The organism is Saccharothrix variisporea (assembly GCF_003634995.1).
GTDB classification, from domain to species: Bacteria; Actinomycetota; Actinomycetes; order Mycobacteriales; family Pseudonocardiaceae; genus Actinosynnema; species Actinosynnema variisporeum.
Genome location: NZ_RBXR01000001.1, coordinates 6158704 through 6175758 on the forward strand (window position 1 = coordinate 6158704; position 17055 = coordinate 6175758).

13 protein-coding genes are annotated in these 17055 nt (G+C 72.8%); 4 read left to right on the plus strand and 9 right to left on the minus strand.

Annotated features, from left to right (window positions below; translation table 11 throughout):
* Positions 1-664: 664 nt before the first annotated feature.
* The 3 genes from DFJ66_RS28090 to DFJ66_RS28100 all read right to left on the minus strand — a co-directional run bounded on the left by DFJ66_RS28090 (position 665) and on the right by DFJ66_RS28100 (position 4175).
* Positions 665-1360 carry a TIGR03089 family protein gene (locus DFJ66_RS28090; RefSeq protein WP_121225384.1) on the minus strand — a complete coding sequence of 232 codons (696 nt, stop codon included), beginning with the start codon at positions 1358-1360 and terminating at the stop codon, positions 665-667.
* A gap of 43 nt (positions 1361-1403) precedes the next feature.
* Positions 1404-2561 (minus strand): LCP family protein, encoded by a 1158-nt coding sequence (locus DFJ66_RS28095; RefSeq protein ID WP_121225386.1) that lies wholly within the window; start codon positions 2559-2561, stop codon positions 1404-1406.
* A gap of 90 nt (positions 2562-2651) precedes the next feature.
* Entirely contained in the window at positions 2652-4175 is a 1524-nt protein-coding gene (locus DFJ66_RS28100) for an LCP family protein (protein ID WP_121225388.1), read from the minus strand.
* A gap of 168 nt (positions 4176-4343) precedes the next feature.
* On the opposite strand from DFJ66_RS28100, the gene rfbB reads away from it, so the two are divergent.
* Together rfbB and rfbD are read left to right on the plus strand one after the other, a co-directional pair.
* Positions 4344-5333 carry a dTDP-glucose 4,6-dehydratase gene (rfbB, locus tag DFJ66_RS28105; RefSeq protein ID WP_121225390.1) on the plus strand — a complete coding sequence of 330 codons (990 nt, stop codon included), beginning with the start codon at positions 4344-4346 and terminating at the stop codon, positions 5331-5333.
* Positions 5334-5336: 3 nt separating this feature from the next.
* Positions 5337-6227 carry a dTDP-4-dehydrorhamnose reductase gene (rfbD, locus tag DFJ66_RS28110; RefSeq protein WP_121225392.1) on the plus strand — a complete coding sequence of 297 codons (891 nt, stop codon included), beginning with the start codon at positions 5337-5339 and terminating at the stop codon, positions 6225-6227.
* Between the two features lie 285 nt (positions 6228-6512).
* On the opposite strand, the gene DFJ66_RS28115 is transcribed toward rfbD, so the two are convergent.
* Positions 6513-6953 carry an Imm1 family immunity protein gene (locus DFJ66_RS28115; RefSeq protein WP_121231851.1) on the minus strand — a complete coding sequence of 147 codons (441 nt, stop codon included), beginning with the start codon at positions 6951-6953 and terminating at the stop codon, positions 6513-6515.
* A gap of 119 nt (positions 6954-7072) precedes the next feature.
* Here DFJ66_RS28115 and DFJ66_RS43030 point away from each other — a divergent pair, with 119 nt between their 5' ends.
* The gene (locus DFJ66_RS43030) at positions 7073-7216 is read left to right on the plus strand and encodes a hypothetical protein (RefSeq protein WP_170199700.1); all 144 of its coding nucleotides are present in this window, start codon (positions 7073-7075) and stop codon (positions 7214-7216) included.
* Here DFJ66_RS43030 and DFJ66_RS28120 read toward each other — a convergent pair.
* From DFJ66_RS28120 to DFJ66_RS28140, 5 genes are read right to left on the minus strand one after another with little or no spacing between them, the layout of a single operon-like run.
* Complete coding sequence (locus DFJ66_RS28120) at positions 7213-8304, minus strand: glycosyltransferase family 4 protein (RefSeq protein ID WP_121225395.1); 1092 nt, start codon at positions 8302-8304, stop codon at positions 7213-7215. The genes DFJ66_RS43030 and DFJ66_RS28120 overlap by 4 nt on opposite strands.
* On the minus strand, positions 8297-10789 hold the full coding sequence (locus DFJ66_RS28125; protein ID WP_121225397.1) for a glycosyltransferase: 2493 nt from the start codon (positions 10787-10789) through the stop codon (positions 8297-8299). Before DFJ66_RS28125 ends, DFJ66_RS28120 begins: the two co-directional genes overlap by 8 nt.
* A 47-nt stretch (positions 10790-10836) precedes the next feature.
* Positions 10837-11250 (minus strand): CU044_2847 family protein, encoded by a 414-nt coding sequence (locus DFJ66_RS28130; RefSeq protein WP_121225399.1) that lies wholly within the window; start codon positions 11248-11250, stop codon positions 10837-10839.
* A 12-nt stretch (positions 11251-11262) separates the two neighbouring features.
* Positions 11263-15036: a S1 family peptidase gene (locus DFJ66_RS28135; protein ID WP_121225401.1), complete on the minus strand. Its 3774-nt coding sequence runs from the start codon at positions 15034-15036 to the stop codon at positions 11263-11265.
* A gap of 9 nt (positions 15037-15045) precedes the next feature.
* Positions 15046-15963: a glycosyltransferase family 2 protein gene (locus DFJ66_RS28140; RefSeq protein ID WP_246029930.1), complete on the minus strand. Its 918-nt coding sequence runs from the start codon at positions 15961-15963 to the stop codon at positions 15046-15048.
* A gap of 20 nt (positions 15964-15983) precedes the next feature.
* Here DFJ66_RS28140 and DFJ66_RS28145 point away from each other — a divergent pair, with 20 nt between their 5' ends.
* On the plus strand, positions 15984-17030 hold the full coding sequence (locus DFJ66_RS28145; RefSeq protein WP_121225405.1) for a glycosyltransferase family 4 protein: 1047 nt from the start codon (positions 15984-15986) through the stop codon (positions 17028-17030).
* Positions 17031-17055 lie beyond the last annotated feature (25 nt).

Below are 17055 nucleotides of genomic sequence, written 5' to 3' on the forward strand. Positions count from 1 at the left end.
CCTGCCGCGCGCAGCGCGCTTTTGTGTGTGGTGGTCTCAACCACAGGTGGAGGGCCTCGGTTCCCCCGCCGTATGGCCTGCCCGAAGGGCTACCACAGATTTGCCGGGGTGCAGCCGAAAGTTTTTGCGAGGAACGAGCAAAAAGTTTTAGCGGCACCCCGGCAAATCTGTGGTTGGCTCCGCCAGGCCATACGGCGGGGGAACCGACGCCCTTCACCCCCCGCTGGCGGCCTGCCGCGCGGCGAGCGCCGCTTTTCATCTTTCGAGCGCGCAGCGCTCCCAAGAGCGCGAAGCGCGTTCGGCTCGAGAGCGAAGCGTTCCGGTTTAAAGCGCTTAAAAGCGAAAAGCGCCTCGCCGGCGGGCAGGCCGCCAAAGATGACTCAACTGCAACGGCGGGGGCTTCTTGCTTTTGCCATCTCCGTATGGCCTGGCGGAGCCTACCACATTTTCCAGGGGTTGCCGCTAAAACTTTTGCTCGTTCCTCGCAAAACTTTCGGCTGCAACCCCTGGAAAATGTGGTAGCCCTTCGGGCAGGCCATACGGAGATGACAAAAGCAAGAAGCCCAAGTTGAGTTGTGTCCCCTCCGGCGGACTGCCACTCGGCAAGCCCTTCGGACTGCCACTCGGCGAGGCGGACTGCCGCTTGGCGAGGGGGTGGGTGTGGCTAGCCGGCGAGGTCGATGGTGGTTTGTTCGGTGGCGCGGCGGGTGGGGAGTTGGTCTGGGTTGGGGTTGCTGACCTGGACGAGTGAACCTCCGCCCGCCAGTACGGCCAGGAAGCCGTTCAGCAGGCCGTCCGGGTGGGTCCACTCCACAGTGGACAGGACGCGCGAGGATGCCGTGATGCCCAGGGTTTCCGCCCGCTGCCGCGCCTCCGCCACGACCTCGTCCACAGTGGACTTGCCGAGGGCCGGGGTCGAGCCGGGGACCGGGGACCAGGGCATGAACTCGTCGCCGAACACCCGGACCTCGTCCACGTAGTCCACGGGCGCACCGCAGCCCATGCCCATCGGGTGCAGTGACACCGTGGCCACCAGGTCGGCACCGGGGGCGTCGCCGCCGGGTGGGACGAAGGCCACCTTCGCGCCTGTCGGGTCGTCGGTCACCGCCGCGCCGCACCACCACGTGCCGAGCAGGATGCCTGCGGTCTGCCAGTGGGCGGGGAGGAGGACGGCTACGGGGTCGCCGGGTTCGACGTCGTGCTCGTCGCGCAGCCAGTTCGCCGTCTTCGCCGCCCAGTTCGCGATGGTCGCGCGGGACAGTTCCACCCGGGTGCCCGCCGCGTCGTCGTAGTGCGTGATCAGCGGACGGCCCGGTCCGGCGGCGAGCAGCGGCGTGAGCAGGACTTCCGTGACGGTCATGGGATCAACCCTGCCACTGCGGGCCCCTCGGGCGCGAACGGGGTCAGTCGACGCAGGGCGGTCCCTGGAGTGCCCTGCGTGGACCGTCGAGGGACAGGCGCGGGGCGCTGCCGAACTTCTGCACCGACGTGGTGGTCGGCACTGGGGTGGGGGTCTTCTCGCCCAGCACCTCGGCCACGAACGCCTTCACCGCCGCCGGGTCCACGGTCACCACGCTCTGCCCGCGCTCGTTCACCGCGCCCACCCCGGTCACCGGGATGGTCGTGAAGTCCACGTCGCCGCCCGCGAGGCTCTGCGCGTGCCCGGCCAGGGTTGCCAGGTCGAACTTCTCGTCCACCACGACCGACTTGCGCATCGCGTCCAGCAGCCCGGACAGCTTCCCCTGGTCGGTGAACGTCCCCGCGGACATCAGCTGCGACACCGCCGCCTTCAGGAACACCTGCTGCCGCGTGATCCGCCCGAGGTCGCCGTTGGGGATGTTCTTGCGCTGCCGCACGAACGCCAGCGCGTCGCCGCCGGAGACGGTCTGCGGGCCGGCGCGGAAGTTCGCGCCCGAGTCCGGGTCGCTGGTGGCGTGGTTGAGGCACACGTCGACGCCGCCGACGACCTGGGTCAGCAGGTAGAACCCGTACAGGTTGACCTCGGCGTAGTGGTCCACCCGCACCCCGGTCAGCTCCTGCACGACCTGCACCAGCGCCCGCCGCCCGGCCTGGTCGCCGCGCTGGGACCGCTCCTCCAGGTCGCCCACGCCCTCGGCCGCGAGCCGTTCCATGGTGAAGAACTTCGTCACCCCGTAGGCGGCGTTGATCTTCTCCTGGCCGTGGTCGGGGATCGGGACGTAGGTGTCGCGCGGGATGGACACCGCCCGCGCCTTGCCGCCGTTGCGCGGCACCCGCAGCACGATGATCGTGTCGGTGTTGACCGTGTCCGTCGCCTCGGTGCGCAGCTCGCGCAGCACGTTCGCGGGCAGCAGCCGGCCCTGCGCGTCGGTGCGGCTGTCGCTGCCCACCAGCAGGATGTCCAGGGCGCCGTCCTCGACCGGCGGCGCGTTGGGGATGTCCTCCAGCGCCGCCAGCACGTCGGTGGTGTTGACGCTGTCCTGCACCCGCTTGAGGGTCGCCCAGCTGTAGCCCGCCACGGCGAGCACGACCGCGGACAGCAACGCCATCAGCGTGCGCCCGATGATCCCCGCGGCCCTCACTGGCGGTCCTCCTTCTGCGCGCGCGCGTGTGGCGATCAGGCTAGTCGGCCTGGGCCGGTCGGACCCGGTTTGCGCCGAACCTCCAGGAGGTCAGTTGACGCAGACCACACCGTCGGCGGTGATCGGGGGAGCCGTCGTCGTCGGCAGCGGCGTCGCGCCGCCCACCGCCGCCTGCTCCGGCTCGTCGGACGGCACTGCGCCCGTGTAGTCGGCACCGACGTACACGTGCACCTGCCCCCTGGGCACGGAGTCGTCCTCGACCACCGTCGCGTTACCGTCCAGCGCGGAGACCACCCGGTCGGCAGCGGCCCGCTGCCCCGCGCCGTACCGGACCTCGGTCGTCGCCAGGTAGTTGCCCGGTTCCGCCGCGCCGCGCGCGAAACCCTTCTGCGCCAACGCTTCCAGCACCGCGATGGCCCGGCCCGGCGAGCCGGAGGAGTTGAACACCTGCACGGTGATGCTCGACGGCGGCGGCCCGGACGGCGTGGTCGTCGTCGCCGTCGAGGACGGGGACTGGTCGGTGGCCAGCGACTTGATGAACTGCCGCACCTGCGCCGGGTTGACCGGCAGCACGTTGCCGTCGCCCCAGGTGTCGGTCGGGTCGCCCACGGGGATGGTCCGGAACTGGATGTTGCCCGACACCAGGCCCTGCATCTGCTCGGCGAACTCGGTGATGTTCCAGCCCTCGTTGAGCACCACGGACTTCTTGATCGCCGACACCAGCCCCTCGAGCTTGGCGAAGTCGGTCAGCGTGCCCGTGGACAGCACCTTGCGGGCCAGCGCGCCGATGAACACCTGCTGGCGCACGATCCGGTCCAGGTCGCCGCCGGGCAGCCCGCCGCGCTGGCGCACGAACGACAGCGCCGCCGCGCCCTCCACGGTCTGCCGGCCCGCCGGGAAGTCCGCCCCCGACGCCCAGTCCTGGGTCGCCTGGTTCAGGCACACCTCGACCCCGCCGATGGCCTTGGTGACCTCGTAGAACGACGCCAGGTTGACCTCGGCGTACCGGTCCACGGTGACCGCGCCGCCGGTCAGGCCCTCGATGGTCTTGATCAGCGTGCGGCGGCCCGCCTGGGTGGACTCCTTCTCGATGCGGGCCTCGTCGGTCACGCCCTCGTTGCGCAGCCGCTGGGCGGTGTCGTTCTTCTGCCGCGCCATCGCCGAGTTGAGCTTGTGCTTGCCGAAGCCGTCCGCGATGTCGACGTAAGAGTCGCGCGGGAACGAGATGGCGACCGCCCGCGTGCCGTCCTGCGGGATGTGCACCAGGATCATCGTGTCGGTGTTCAGCGTGCCGTCCGCCACGCCGCCGTTGAGCAGCGCGAGCACCTCCGGCGAGAGGGGCTTGCCCTGGGCGTCGGTGCGGCTGTCCACGCCCACGAGCAGGATGTCGATCGCGCCGTCGAGCGGCTTGCGGACCGCGCCCTGCTCGTCGACCTGGGTCTGGATGACGTCGGTGGTGGTGATGCCCTCGTCGATGTCCCGAAGGTAGTTCCACCCGTACCACGTGACGAGGAGCACAGCGGCCGAGACCAGCGAGAGGAGGGAACGGCTCGTGAGCACGAGCACGCGCAGCGCGGTCGACCTGCTGGTCGATGTGGGCGGACTGGTGTCCACTGGCGCTGCCTCCCCCGGTGTGCGCGGCTGCCCACCAGGCTAGTGGGGGAGCGCCGCGGCGGTCCTGTGGTTCCTCATATACGGGAGACGCTGTAACAACCAGGTGGGTTGCATGGTTAATTACCGTGACAGACTGCGATGGATGACCGCTACGAAGGGCGATGACCGATGCGCGTGCTGGTGACGGGTGGGGCCGGGTTCATCGGCTCGCACTACGTGCGGGAACTGGTGGGCGGCGCGTACCCGGCCTACGCCGACGCCGAGGTGGTGGTGCTGGACAAGCTCACCTACGCGGGCAACGAGGCCAACCTGGCGCCGGTCGCGGACAGCCCGCGCCTGACGTTCGTGCGCGGCGACATCTGCGACCGCGAGCTGGTGGCCGACCTGATGGGCCGGACGGACGCGGTCGTGCACTTCGCGGCCGAGTCGCATGTGGACCGGTCGATCTCCGGGTCCGCCGATTTCGTGCTCACCAACGTGCTCGGCACGCAGACCCTGCTCCAGGCGGCCTACGACGCGGGCGTGGCGAAGTTCGTCCACGTGTCCACCGACGAGGTGTACGGCTCCATCGAGGAAGGCTCGTGGACCGAGGACCACGTGCTGGAGCCCAACTCGCCGTACTCGGCGTCCAAGGCGTCCTCCGACCTGCTCGCGCGGGCCTTCCACCGCACCCACGGGCTGCCCGTGTGCATCACGCGGTGCTCGAACAACTACGGGCCGTACCAGTTCCCGGAGAAGGTCATCCCGCTGTTCGTCACCAACCTGGTGGACGGCAAGAAGGTGCCGCTGTACGGCGACGGCCTCAACGTGCGCGACTGGCTGCACGTGGACGACCACTGCCGGGGCATCCAGCTGGTGCTGGAGGGCGGGCGCGGCGGCGAGATCTACAACATCGGCGGCGGCACCGAGCTGACCAACCGCGACCTGACCGAGCGCCTGTTGGAGGCCACCGGCCGGGACTGGTCGTTCGTCGAGCCGGTCACCGACCGCAAGGGCCACGACCGCCGGTACTCGGTGGACATCACCAAGATCTCCACCGAGCTCGGTTACGCGCCGCGCGTGGACTTCGCCACGGGACTGGCCGACACCGTCCAGTGGTACCGCGACAACCGGTCCTGGTGGGAGCCGCTCAAGCAGCGCGCGGCGCTGGCGGGCTGAGGCGTGCTGGCTCTGCTGGTGCCGGGCGGGCGAGGTCAGCTCGGGCAGGACCTGGTGGCCGCGGCTCCCGCGGACGGGCTGGTGCACGGGCCGTCGTCCGGTGAGCTGGACTTGACCGATCGTGGGTGTGTGGCCGACGCGGTGGCGTCCTTCGCGGCGTCGGCGCGGGACGGCGGGTTGAAGCCCGTCGTGGTCAACGCTGCCGCTTACACGGCGGTTGATGCGGCGGAGACCGATGAGGAGCGGGCTTCGCTGGTGAACGCCGTCGGGCCGGAGTACTTGGCTTTGGCTTGTGCCGCGGAGAACGTGCCTTTGGTGCACGTGTCCACGGACTACGTGTTCGCGGGGGACGGGACGCGGCCGTACGAGCCGTCCGACGAGACCGGGCCGCGTTCTGCTTACGGGCGCACGAAGTTGGACGGCGAGCGGCGCGTTCTCCAGGCGTGGCAACGGTCTTGGGTCGTGCGCACGGCCTGGGTGTACGGGGCCGGTGGTCCCAACTTCGTGAAGACCATCGCGCGGCTGGAGTCAGAACGGCCGGAACTGTCCGTTGTGGACGACCAGCGCGGGTCGCCGACGTGGTCGCACGACCTGGCGGTCGGGCTGGTGCAGCTGGCGTCGCTGGTGGTGGGCGACGGGCCTGCTGCCCGGGTGCTGCACGCGACCGGCGGCGGCGAGACCACGTGGTTCGGGTTCGCGCGGGCGATCTTCGAGGAGCTGGGTGCCGACCCGGCTCGGGTGAAGCCGTGCGCGACCGAGGACTTTCCGCGTCCCGCGCCGCGCCCGGCGTACTCGGTGTTGTCGGGGGCGGCGTGGGAAGCGGCGGGGCTGACCCCGTTGCGGCCGTGGCGGGACGCGCTGCGGGAGGCGTTCGCGGTCGGCGCGGTGCCCTGACTTCTAGCGGGACGCGCTGCGCGCTTTCAAGATCAAAAGCGCCTCGCCGGCGGGCAGGCCCCCGGGGGTGGGAAGTGCGTCGGTTCCTTCCCCCCGTACGGCCTGCCGGAGGCAACCACCCTTTTTCGGGGGTGTCAAGGGCAAGGGGCTCCTTCGTCGCCGCTTACCCTTGACACCCCCGAAAAAGCGCGGTTGGGCTGCGCCCAGGCCGTACGGGGGGAAGGAACCGAGGCCCTTCCTGTGGCTGGCTGGCAGCCCATCGAAGGGGTATTTGCGCTCGGGCTGTCAGGCGGCCTTCCAGCGGACGCAGGTGGGGCGTTGGGCGGTGGTCAGGAAGTCCTTGAGTGCCAGGGCGAGGGTTTCGACCGGCACGCCCGCACCCGCTGGGTAGTCGACGTACTCCGAGCGGTACTCGGGGGAGGCCGGTTCGCCGTCCAGGGTCGAGTAGTCGTGGTCCGGGTCGGCGTAGGTCAGGTAGCCGTAGCCGCCGTGCACGGCCGCCGCCACGTCGTGGTCCGGGATCTTGGTCTGGCCCGGCTCGCCCAGCAGGCCCTCGGTGTCGTCCATCAGCGGGCGGTCCAGGTGTTCGATCACCGCCGGGCCGGCGCCGGGTTCCGCCAGGCGGCTGAGCAGGGTGTCCACGTCCTCGGGCGTCTGCACGGTGAGCTGGTCGGCGGCTTCCGTGTCGTCCGGGTCGCTGATCGGCCACACTGCGGTGAAACTCATGGCGGCCATCATCGCAGTGAACGCGGTGAGTGACCACCTGAGGTCCGGGTTGGGCCGTTGGAGTGGACCGCGCTTGTCGCACTGGTTTTGCGCGCAAGCGGTGCGGGAGCCTGTGCGGCATGTCCGAACACGGGCGACTCCCGGAAGCGACCCTGCCCCGCCCCGACGACCGCCAGCGGTTCCTCCGGCGCGTGTGCGCCGTGACCGGCTCGCGCCCGATCTCCTGGTCCGTCCTCACGGGCAAGCCCGCGCCCGGTCGCTAGCGGCGCGCGGCGGCGGCGAGCCGGTACGCCTCCAAGGTCCTCTCCGCCGTCTTGCGCCAGGTGTACTCCGACGCGTGGGCGCGCCGGGCGGCCTGGTCGGCGGCGTTCGGCTCGGTCTCCACGGCCGAGGTCAACGCCGCCGCCAACGCCTCGACGTCACCCACCGGCACGTGGGTCGCGTGCCCGCCGGCCGTCTCGCGCAGCGCCGGCACGTCCGTGCACACCACGGGAACGTTGCACGCCAACGCTTCCAGCACCGGCAGCCCGAACCCCTCGTCCCGGGACGGCAGCACCAGGGTCGCCGCCCCGGCCACCACGCTGCGCAGGTCCACGTCGTTCAGGTACCCCGTCCGCAGCACCCGACCGTCCACACGGGACTCACCGGGCCCGGCCAGCACCAGCGGCGGCAGGGACGGCGTGGCGGCGTGCGCCTCCAGCAGCGTCGACAGGCCCTTGCGCGGCCCGCCCGCGCCCACGAACAGCAGGTACTCGCCCGGCAGCCCGAGCCGGGACCGGAGGCCGTCGGACGGCGGCCGGGCCGCGAACCACGCCGGGTCCACCCCCAGGGGCGTCACGACGATCTTGTCCGGCTCCACGCCGTACCGCTCGGTGACCACGTTCGCCACGGCCTGCGTCGGCGTGCACACGATGTCCGCCCGCAGCGCCGACTTCTTCACCAGCTCCGGCAGCCGCCGGTCCGATGGTGGCAGGTCGCCGGGGGCGTCGAGGAAGGCCAGGTCGTGGATCGTGGTCACGCCGCCGCCCCGGATCGAGGGCGGCAGCACGAAGTTCGTGGCGTGCATGACGTCGGTCGGCCCGGCCAGGAACTCCACCGGCGGGAACGGGCCGCGCAGCCAGAACTGGCGCAGCAGCCGCGCCGAGACGGGCAGGCCGCGCGCCACCACGTCGTGCGGCAGCACGGTCCGCAGCGCCCGCCAGCCGCGCAGCGTGAACGCCACCGCCCGCACGTCCACGGCGTCGGGCATGGACGCCAGCTCCTCGGCCAGCGCGGCGGTGTAGCGGCCGATCCCGGTGCGGTGGCCGAGCAGCGGGGTGCCGTCGATGAGCACCTTGAGCGGCTTAGCCATGGCCGCGCAACTTCTTCAGCACGCGACCGGTCGCGCGGCGGGCCACCTCGCGCGGACCGCCCTGGCTCAGGTAGTCCTTCACGAGTTTCACGTCCCGTTGGAGTTTCTCCTTGCGCCCCAACGGTGTGTTGCGCACCATCGGCGCGGAGCCGGGCAGCCGGTCGGCCGCCGGGCGCGGGTGGCGGCAGAACTCCACCAGCGGCTCGAGCACGGCCTCCCACGTGAACCGCTCGCGCACGACGGCGATCCGCTCCGCGCACGCGGCGGCGAAGTCCTTGTCGTACAACACCTTCTCCAACGCGGCGGCCAGCGCGTCCGGGTCCTCGGACGGCACCACGACTCCCAGGCCCTCGCGGGACACCAGGTCGGCGAACGCGTCACCGTCCGTGGTCACGATCGGCAGGCCGGCCCACAGGTAGTCCAGCACCCGCGTGCGGAACGCGAACGTCGTCTCCACGTGCTCGTAGTGCGTGGTGACGCCGGCGTCCGCGTCCAACAGCCAGTTCTGCCGGTCGTTGTAAGGCACCCACGCCTCGTTGAAGAACACGTGCGACCCGACCAGCCCGAGCCGCTCGGCCAGCGCCCGGGTGTGGTCGGCGATGTCCATGTCCGGCACCTCGGGGTTGGGGTGCTTCATCCCGAGGAACACCAGTCGGGCGTCGGAGTGCTTGTCCCGCAACCGGTCCACCGCGCGGATCAGGGTCAGCGGGTCGAACCACGAGTACACCCCGCCCGCCCACAGCACGACCTTGTCGTCCTGCCCGATGCCCAGCGCGTCCCGCAACCCCGGCCCGGTGCGCTGCGGCGGCTTGCCGGACAGCCCGAACGGCGCCACCGCCAGCAGGGAGCGGGTCGTGCGGTCGTTGTCGTACAGGGCGGGCGTGAGGCGGCCCGTCGAGGCGAGGTGACCCAGCCAGAAGTGGCGTTGCCGCTCGGACGCGCACAGGAAGAAGTCGCCGCGCCGCAACTGGTTGTCCAGCACGCGCTGCACGCCCGCGAAGTCCTTCTCGCGCTGCTCGTCGGTGGCGTCGCGACCCTGCTCCAGCAGTTCCAGGTGCATCGGGTCGTAGATGTCGCAGACGACGATCTTGTTCGACCGCGGCTGCCGCAGCTGGGGCATGAACTCCAGCGCGTGCCCTTGCAGCACCACGATGTCCGCCCACGCCAGGTGCGGGTCGATGTCGCGCGGCTGCAGCCCGTGCACCGCGAACCGGGCCTCCGGCGGCATGCAGAGCGGGTTGAACGTCACCAGCCGCACGTCGTGCTCCGCGGACAGCACCTCCGCCATGTGCCACGCCCGGATCGCCGGCCCGGCCATGCGCTCCGAGATGGCGTCACCGGTCACGATGAGCACCCGGCGCGGCCGGCCGTACAGCTCCTCGATCCCGAACGCCTCCACCAGCACGTCGTGCGCGGCCAGGTAGCGCTCCAGCGGGTACGCGGGCTCCAGGGCCTTGCGCATCAAGGTGACCAGGTCCGCGTCGGTCACCGTCCGCGCCGCCTGCTCGACCCTGCGGGACTCGGTCAGCGACGGCAGCAGCTCCACGAACTGGTCGATCGCCAGGAACCCGGCCAGCGCCTGGCGGGACACCGGCACCGGCGCCGCGTCGTCCGCCGGGTCGGCCGGCCTGCGGGTGATCTCCAGCTGCGTCGGGTCGATCTCGCCGCGCGCGGTGGCCCGGCGCACGCACAGCGCCAGCGCGGCGGGCAGCGCCTTCGCCAGCGTCTCGTCGGAGGCGTTCTTGTAGAGGGCGGCGAGGGCGTTGCGCTCCAACAGGTACAGTTCCCGGCTGGTGTCCACAGTGGACATGGAGCCGTGGTGCTTGTGGTAGGTCAGCGACCGGGGCTCGAACCGCACCCGCCAGCCGCGCAGGTTCAGCCGCCACCCCAGGTCGACGTCCTCGTAGAACATGAAGAAGCGCTCGTCGAACCCGCCCAGCTCGCGGAACAGCTCCGCGCGCACCAGCAGCGCCGACCCGGTGCCGAACAGGACGTCCCGGGGTGCGTCGTGCGACCCGTCGTCGGGCTCGCCCGCGTGCCGCTTGTAGCCCATCCCGAACCAGGTCAGGCCGCCGTCGACGAAGTCGATCGCGGTGCCGTCCCAGTCCAGCACCTTGCTCGCCACCGCGCCCACGGTCGGCTCGTCCCGCAGCACCCGCACCGCCGCGCGCACCCAGTCCGGGTGGGGGCGGGCGTCGTTGTTGAGGAACGCGAGCACCGACCCGGTCGCGTGCCGGGCACCCAGGTTGCAGCCGCCCGCGAAACCCAGGTTGGCCGGCGCCTCGACCACGGTGGCCGCCGGCACGGCGGCGCGGATGCGCTCCGCACTGCCGTCACCGGACGCGTTGTCCACGCACACGACCTGCAGGTTCTCCGCCGGATACGACAGGTCGGCGTACAGGGCGCGCAGGCAGGTGATGGTGTCCTCGGCGCCGCGGTAGTTCACCACGACCACCGACACGTCAGGCAGGCTCGCTCGCTCCACGCGCTAAGCCTGCCTCATGCCCGTCCGACGCGTTCGACGAAGGTGCCCTATCCCTCCGAACCGGCGTCGTCGGGCCGGTCGTCGGGCTCGTCCCGGGGCTTGCCGTCGTCGTCGTCCTCGGCGGGCACGCTCGGCAGGTTCGCCCGCTGCCACTCGGCGGTGATCTTGACGTGCGCCTCGACCCCGGACTTGGCGATCACCACCCCGGCCTCGGCGGTGACCTTCAACCCGACCTCGACCGTCACCTTGTCCGGCCGGAAGTCGGGCATGTTCCCGATCTTCTGCGCCACCGCCCGCGCCAGCCGCCGAGCGTTGTCCACCCCGGCCTCCAGCGTCTGGTCCACCACCCCCAACGCCTCGTCCAACCTCCGCCCGGCCCGCACCGGCCCGTCGTAGTCCTGCTCCACCTCGAACGGCACGAAGGCCCCGTCGTCGGTCCGAATGGCGATGTACTCGGCCACACCTCTCCTCTCTCAGCACACCGGTCCCCGCGCCGCCCCGGCGGGCAGGGTGACGTCGTCCTGGTCCAACCCGCTGCGCGCCACCACACCGCACAGCACCGCCGCCCACACCGCCGGGTCGCCCGGCTCCAACTCCCTGCGGACGAAGGCGACGTACCCGGCCTGCGCCGGTCCGGGCAGCACGGTGAGCCGCTCGGTGTCGCCGCCGAGCAGCGCGGGCAACGCCCAGGTCGGGTCGCGCTCCCACAGGTGCACCGCCATGGCGCCGCCCCACGCCGCCGCGGGCACGACCACCTGGAGGTCCAGTTCGAGCTGGTCCGGGTCGGCGCGGAAACGGACGTCGACGGCGACGGTGAACAGGGGCAGGTCCACCCCGGCCACGCGCTCCCGCCGGCGGAGGTCCCACACCTCGACGGCGCCGAACCGCTGCAGGGCGATCCGGTCGCCGGCCGCGTCCGCGGCGACGACGGTGCCGAGCCGCTCGGGTGGGAAGCCGACGGAGAACTCCGAGCCGGGCACGACCAGACCGGTCCCGACGTCGAAGCGCAGGACCCGTCCGGCGTCGGTCACCACGGCGACCTCCCTCGCCCCGGCCGCGGCCGCGCCGATGATCTGCTCGTCCGGGCGGCCCTCCGGAAGACCGAATTCCGGGCCGAGCGGCCGCATGGACCCCACGTCGACCACGTACACCTGGCGGGAACCTTGCACGAGCAGCCGGTCGACACCCTGGAACCGGGGTGTGCCCTCGACGCCGCCGAGCACACCCAGGGGCGCCAGGTCGGGCATCGCGAACAGCAGCACCCGGCCGCCGTCGTCGATCGCGGCGAGCGGCGCGGCGGAGGAGAACGCCCACCCACCGGTGCCGGAGGTGTGCTCCGCCCGGCCCACCCGGGCTCGGCGCTGGAGGTGCCAGACCTCGGACCCGGAATCCCAGGTCCGGAGCACGACGTGCGCGCGGTCCGGGGCGAACTGCACGCTGTCGGCCCTGCGCACCGCGCGGTCCAGGTCGTCCTCCGGCGGTACCCGCAGCACGGCGACCCTGCTGCTCGTCGACAGCACGACCCGGTAGTGGCCGGACGGCTCCACCGCCAGGTTCCGCACCCTGCTCCCGTCCGGCACGACGACCAGCCGCTCCCCGCCGATCGGCCCCAACCGCAGCACCGTCTCGTCGCCGGTGTCGGAGGTCGCCGCACTGGTGCGCAGGTCCGGGCTGAACACCCCCGAGGTGCACCTCCCGCCGACGACCTCCGCGACCGTCGCGCCGCTCGACGCGCCGACCGCGACCAGCCCGGTGTCGACGCACCGCGTCACGGTCGGCTCCGCCTGGCCCGGTCGGTCCGTGAACGTCCCCGGCCCCAGGTCCCGGACGCCGGCCGCGGACACGGCGAGGACACCGGTCCCGTCCTCCACCACCACCTCTCCCGTGGGGAGCACGCCGACCAGCGACCGCCGGGGGCCACGGCGGGCGGGCAGCGGCACGACGCTGGTCCGGCCGTCGGGGGCGCGCACCCGCACCTCGCCGGCGTCGTCCCGGGCGTAGGCGATCCACCGGCCGCTGCCGTCGGAGACGACGGTGTCCGCCAAGTCCTCGGTGAGGGTTGTCACGTCGCCGGTGACCACGTCCCACCTCTTGATGCCGTCGAGCGGGGCACCCAGCAGGCTGTCGTCGCCGGCCCACGTCCAGCGTTGCGCCGGGCCCGGGGTTCGCCGGGGCGGATCCGCGGTCAGGTCCCACAGTTCGTCGCGATCCTCGTCGAACAGCCGGGTGCCGCTGGGGTTCGGCGTGGCGGTGCCCGGCACGACGACGGTGGTGTAGCGGTGCTGGTTGGCCAGGAGGCGCAGGGCGGTGCGGGTGTCGACGCGGTCGGCGGTCCGGTACGCCCGCAGGGTCGTGACGATGCGGGAGTCGGTGGTGGAGACGGCGGCCCGGTCCAGCAGCGCACGGGTGGCGGCGTCGACGGCGAACCGGGCCCGCTCGTCCCCGACCGTGCGGATCGCGGTGACCAGGGCGAAGGCCAGCAGCGCGACCAGGGTGGCGGCGAGCCCGCGGACGGCTGTGCGGCGGGTCCGGGCGTGCGCGGACGCGGCGAGGAAGCGCCGCTGGGTCTTCGTCAGGCGGTGGCCGCGGGCGGTCGCGCGGGCTGTGCGGAGGGGTTTGCCGCGGAGCAGCAGGGCGCGGTCGGGGGACTCGGTCCAGCGGTGGGCGGTGCGGTCGAGGTCGTCTTGCCAGGTGCGGAAGTCGCGGGAGGCCTCGACCCAGTCGTGGAGGCGCTGCCAGTGGTCGACCAGGGCGTGGTGGGCCAGCTCCACTGTGGACGGTCCGAGGGTGACCAGGCGGGTGCGGGCCAGCTCGCCGGCGATCTCGCCGAGGTCTGCGACCGGCACGGCCCGGCGGACGTGACCCCGGCCGGGCAAGGGGCTCACCAACTGGGTCAGGGCGTGGCGGATCTCCGCCGGGTCGAAGCGCCGCCACACCCGCTCCGCGTACGTGGACACCGCGCCGGCCACCCCGCCCAGGTCCCGGTACGCCTGGTGGGTCAGGACGCCCCGGTCCTGCCGGTCCCACAGCAGGGTCAGGGTGAACTCCAGCAGCGGCAGCGGGTTGGACTCGGCGGCCAGGTCGGCCAGCAGGGCGTCGGCCAGGCCCTCCTGGAGGACGGGCATCCCGATCGGCCGCAGCGGACCCTCGACGACCTCGCGCAGGTCAGGGGTGCCCACGGTGGCGGTGCGGTCGGGGAGTGCGGAGAAGCGCGGGTCGGTGGTGAGGCGGAGCAGGGGCTCTGTGGTCGTGGTGACGACCAGGTCCACGCGCGGGGCGCGGTGGCGGACCAGGCCCAGCAGCGCGTGCAGGAAGTCGGGCGCGTCGGGGTGACGGGCCAGGGCCTCGTCGAACTGGTCGACCACGATCGTCAGGCGGCGCAGGTCGCGGTGCACCAGGAGGCGGTTGACGGCGTCCTCGACGCGGTCGGGTGTCACCTCGTCCTCGAAAGCCGTCGACAGCGCGGCCCACGGCGTGCTCGCCGTCGCCGGGCGGACGACGACCGACTCGCCCTCCAGCAGCGGCAGCAGACCCGCCATGACCAGCGACGACTTGCCGCAACCCGAAGGGCCGGCGACCACCAGGGCCCCCGTGCCGTCGAGCTGGTCCCGCAGCTCGCGCGCCCGGTCCGCGCGGCCGAAGAAGTGCTCGGCGTCCTGCGGGCCGAACGGCTCCAGGCCCCGGAACGGGGAGCCGGGGACGGCGAGGGCGGCCAGGTCCGGCCAGGTCCGGTGGAGGGAGGCACCGGACAGGGCGTAGCCGATCCGGCGGTCCGCCCGCTCCTCGACCTCCACGACCATGCCGACGACCGCGCCGAGCGAGTCGTCCAGCAGCGGACCGCCGCTGAATCCCCGGGACAGCGGCACGCCGTGGGACCGGTCGTCCTCGACGTGGATGCGCCCGCCGGCGATCGGGCCACGCACGACCCCGTGCGACCACACGCCGTTGGTGCGGTGCGCGGTGACGCCGAAGGCCCGCACCCGGTGGCCGCGCAGCTCGTCGTGCGCCACCACCCGGAGCGCCCGCGCCCCCGCCGGCACCTCCGCGAGCCGCAGCACGGCGACGTCGGCGTCCTCCGAGCGGAACACCTCGGAGACCGCGGAAGCACCACCCAGCAACGGGAAGTCCACCTGGTCGCCGGCCACGTGCGCGCAGGTCAGGACCAGGTCCTCGCCCACCAGGAAACCCATGCCGACCGCACTGCCACCCCGGAACACCCGGACCACCGCACGCTCGGCGAGCTCCACCCCGTCCCCCTACCTGCCCGCCCACTCGCGCCACACGGCGCGGCGGGACACCTCCGCCCGGCGGCCGACGGCCAGCCGCTGGGCGAGCGTCGCCGGTAACCGGAAGAGGACCTCCGCGAGCACCTGGATGCGCAGGGGCACGCGGAAGTTCGGCGGTTGCGGGCCGCGCCGCAGGAGCAGGGCGGCGGTCAACGCCGTGAAGTGCGCCAACTGGGTCAAGGCGACCGGGAGGGGTGCGCAGCGCAGGAGCATGAGCAGGCGGTTGCGCTCGTTCCACCGGTGGAACAGGCGCGACCCCGGTCGGGTGCTCGCCCCGTGCCGGTGGCGGACCCGGGCCGGGCCGACCGACACCACCCGGTGACCGGCCAGCCGCAGCCGCCACGCCGTGTCGGTGTCCTCGTAGTAGCAGAAGAACTGCGCGGGAACCCCGCCCACGGCCCGCAGCACGTCCGTGCGCAGCAGCGCCGCTCCGCCGCAGAACCCGAACACCTCTCGACCCGAGAGCACCAGGTCGACGCCGTGCCCGTCGGCGGTCAGGGCCACGCCCACCGACTGAGTGGACCCGTCCGCGAGCAGCATGGACGACGTGGCGGCGGCGGCCCCGGGATCGTCCGCGAGGGCCTGCTCCAGCGCCGCCAACCAGCCGTCGTCGGGCACGGCGTCGTCGTTGAGCCAGGCGGTGTACTCGGTGTCGACCAGCGGCAGCACGGCCGCCAGGCCGCCCGCGTACCCCCGGTTGCGCGGCAGGCGGACCACCTCGGGCGCGCTCGGGTGGCGGGCCAGCAGCTCGGCGGTCCCGTCGTCGGACGCGTTGTCCAGCACGAGTGTCCGATGTGGACGCTGCCGGGCGAGCGCGTCGAGGCACGCGGTGATGTGCTCGCGACCGCGCCACGTCACCACGACCACCGTTGTACCGGGGGTGGACACGGCGTGAGACGGTACGCGACGTGCCCAACCTGGTTGTGCTGACCGAGCAGTTGCTGGCCCCCGTGCCCGGCGGGACCGGCCGCTACACGCGCGAACTGGCCGCCGCGCTGGCCCGGACCGCCCCGCCCGGCTGGGAGGTCACGGGCGCGGTGAGCAGGCAGGCCGACACGTCGGCGGCCCGCGTCCCGGGCGTGCTCGGGCCGAAGGTGCTGCCGCTGCCGCGCCGCGCCCTGATCGCCGCGTGGGAGCACGGCGTCCCGTACTGGCCCGGCGGCGACGCCGTCCACGCGCCCACCCCGCTGGCCCCGCCGCGCGGCCGGGTCGTGGTCACCGTGCACGACACCGTCCCGTGGACCCACCCCGAGACGCTGACCCCGCGGGGCGCGGCGTGGCACCGCAAGGTGATCACGCGGGCGGTGTCCCGGGCGCGGGCCATCGTGGTGCCGACGCAGGCGGTCGCCGACGAACTGCGCCGGTACGCACCCGGAAGCGCACCCGTGCACGTCGTCCACAACGGGGTCACCGATCTGGGACCCGAGGAGCCGGTGGACGTGCCCGACCGGTACGTCCTGGCCATCGGCACCATCGAGCCCCGCAAGGGTTTCGACGCGCTGGTCGCCGCCACCGCCGAGCTGGACGTGCCGCTGGTCGTCGTCGGGCCGCGGGGGTGGGGCGGGGTGGACCTGCGCGCGCCGCACGTGCGGCTGCTGGGCCGGTTGTCCGACGCGCGGTTGGCCTACGTGCTGCGCCGCGCGGCAGTGCTGGCCGCGCCGAGCCTCGCCGAGGGGTTCGGGCTGCCCGTGGTCGAGGCGATGGCGGCCGGGGTCCCGGTGGTCCACTCGGACGCCCCGGCGCTGGTGGAGGTGGGCGGCGGCGCCGGTCTGGTGGTGCCCCGCGGTGATCTCCCCGCGCTCGTGGCGGCGCTGCGCGAAGTGCTGTCCGACAAGGGTGTCGTGCACCGCATAGCGGCGGCCGGCCGCGCCCGCGCCGAGGCCTTCACCTGGGAAAACGCCGCGCGGAAGGTGTGGGACGCGCACCTGTCGCCCGGTCGGCCGCGTTCCGATTGAGCCATTCCAGGGTAACCGGGCCGTC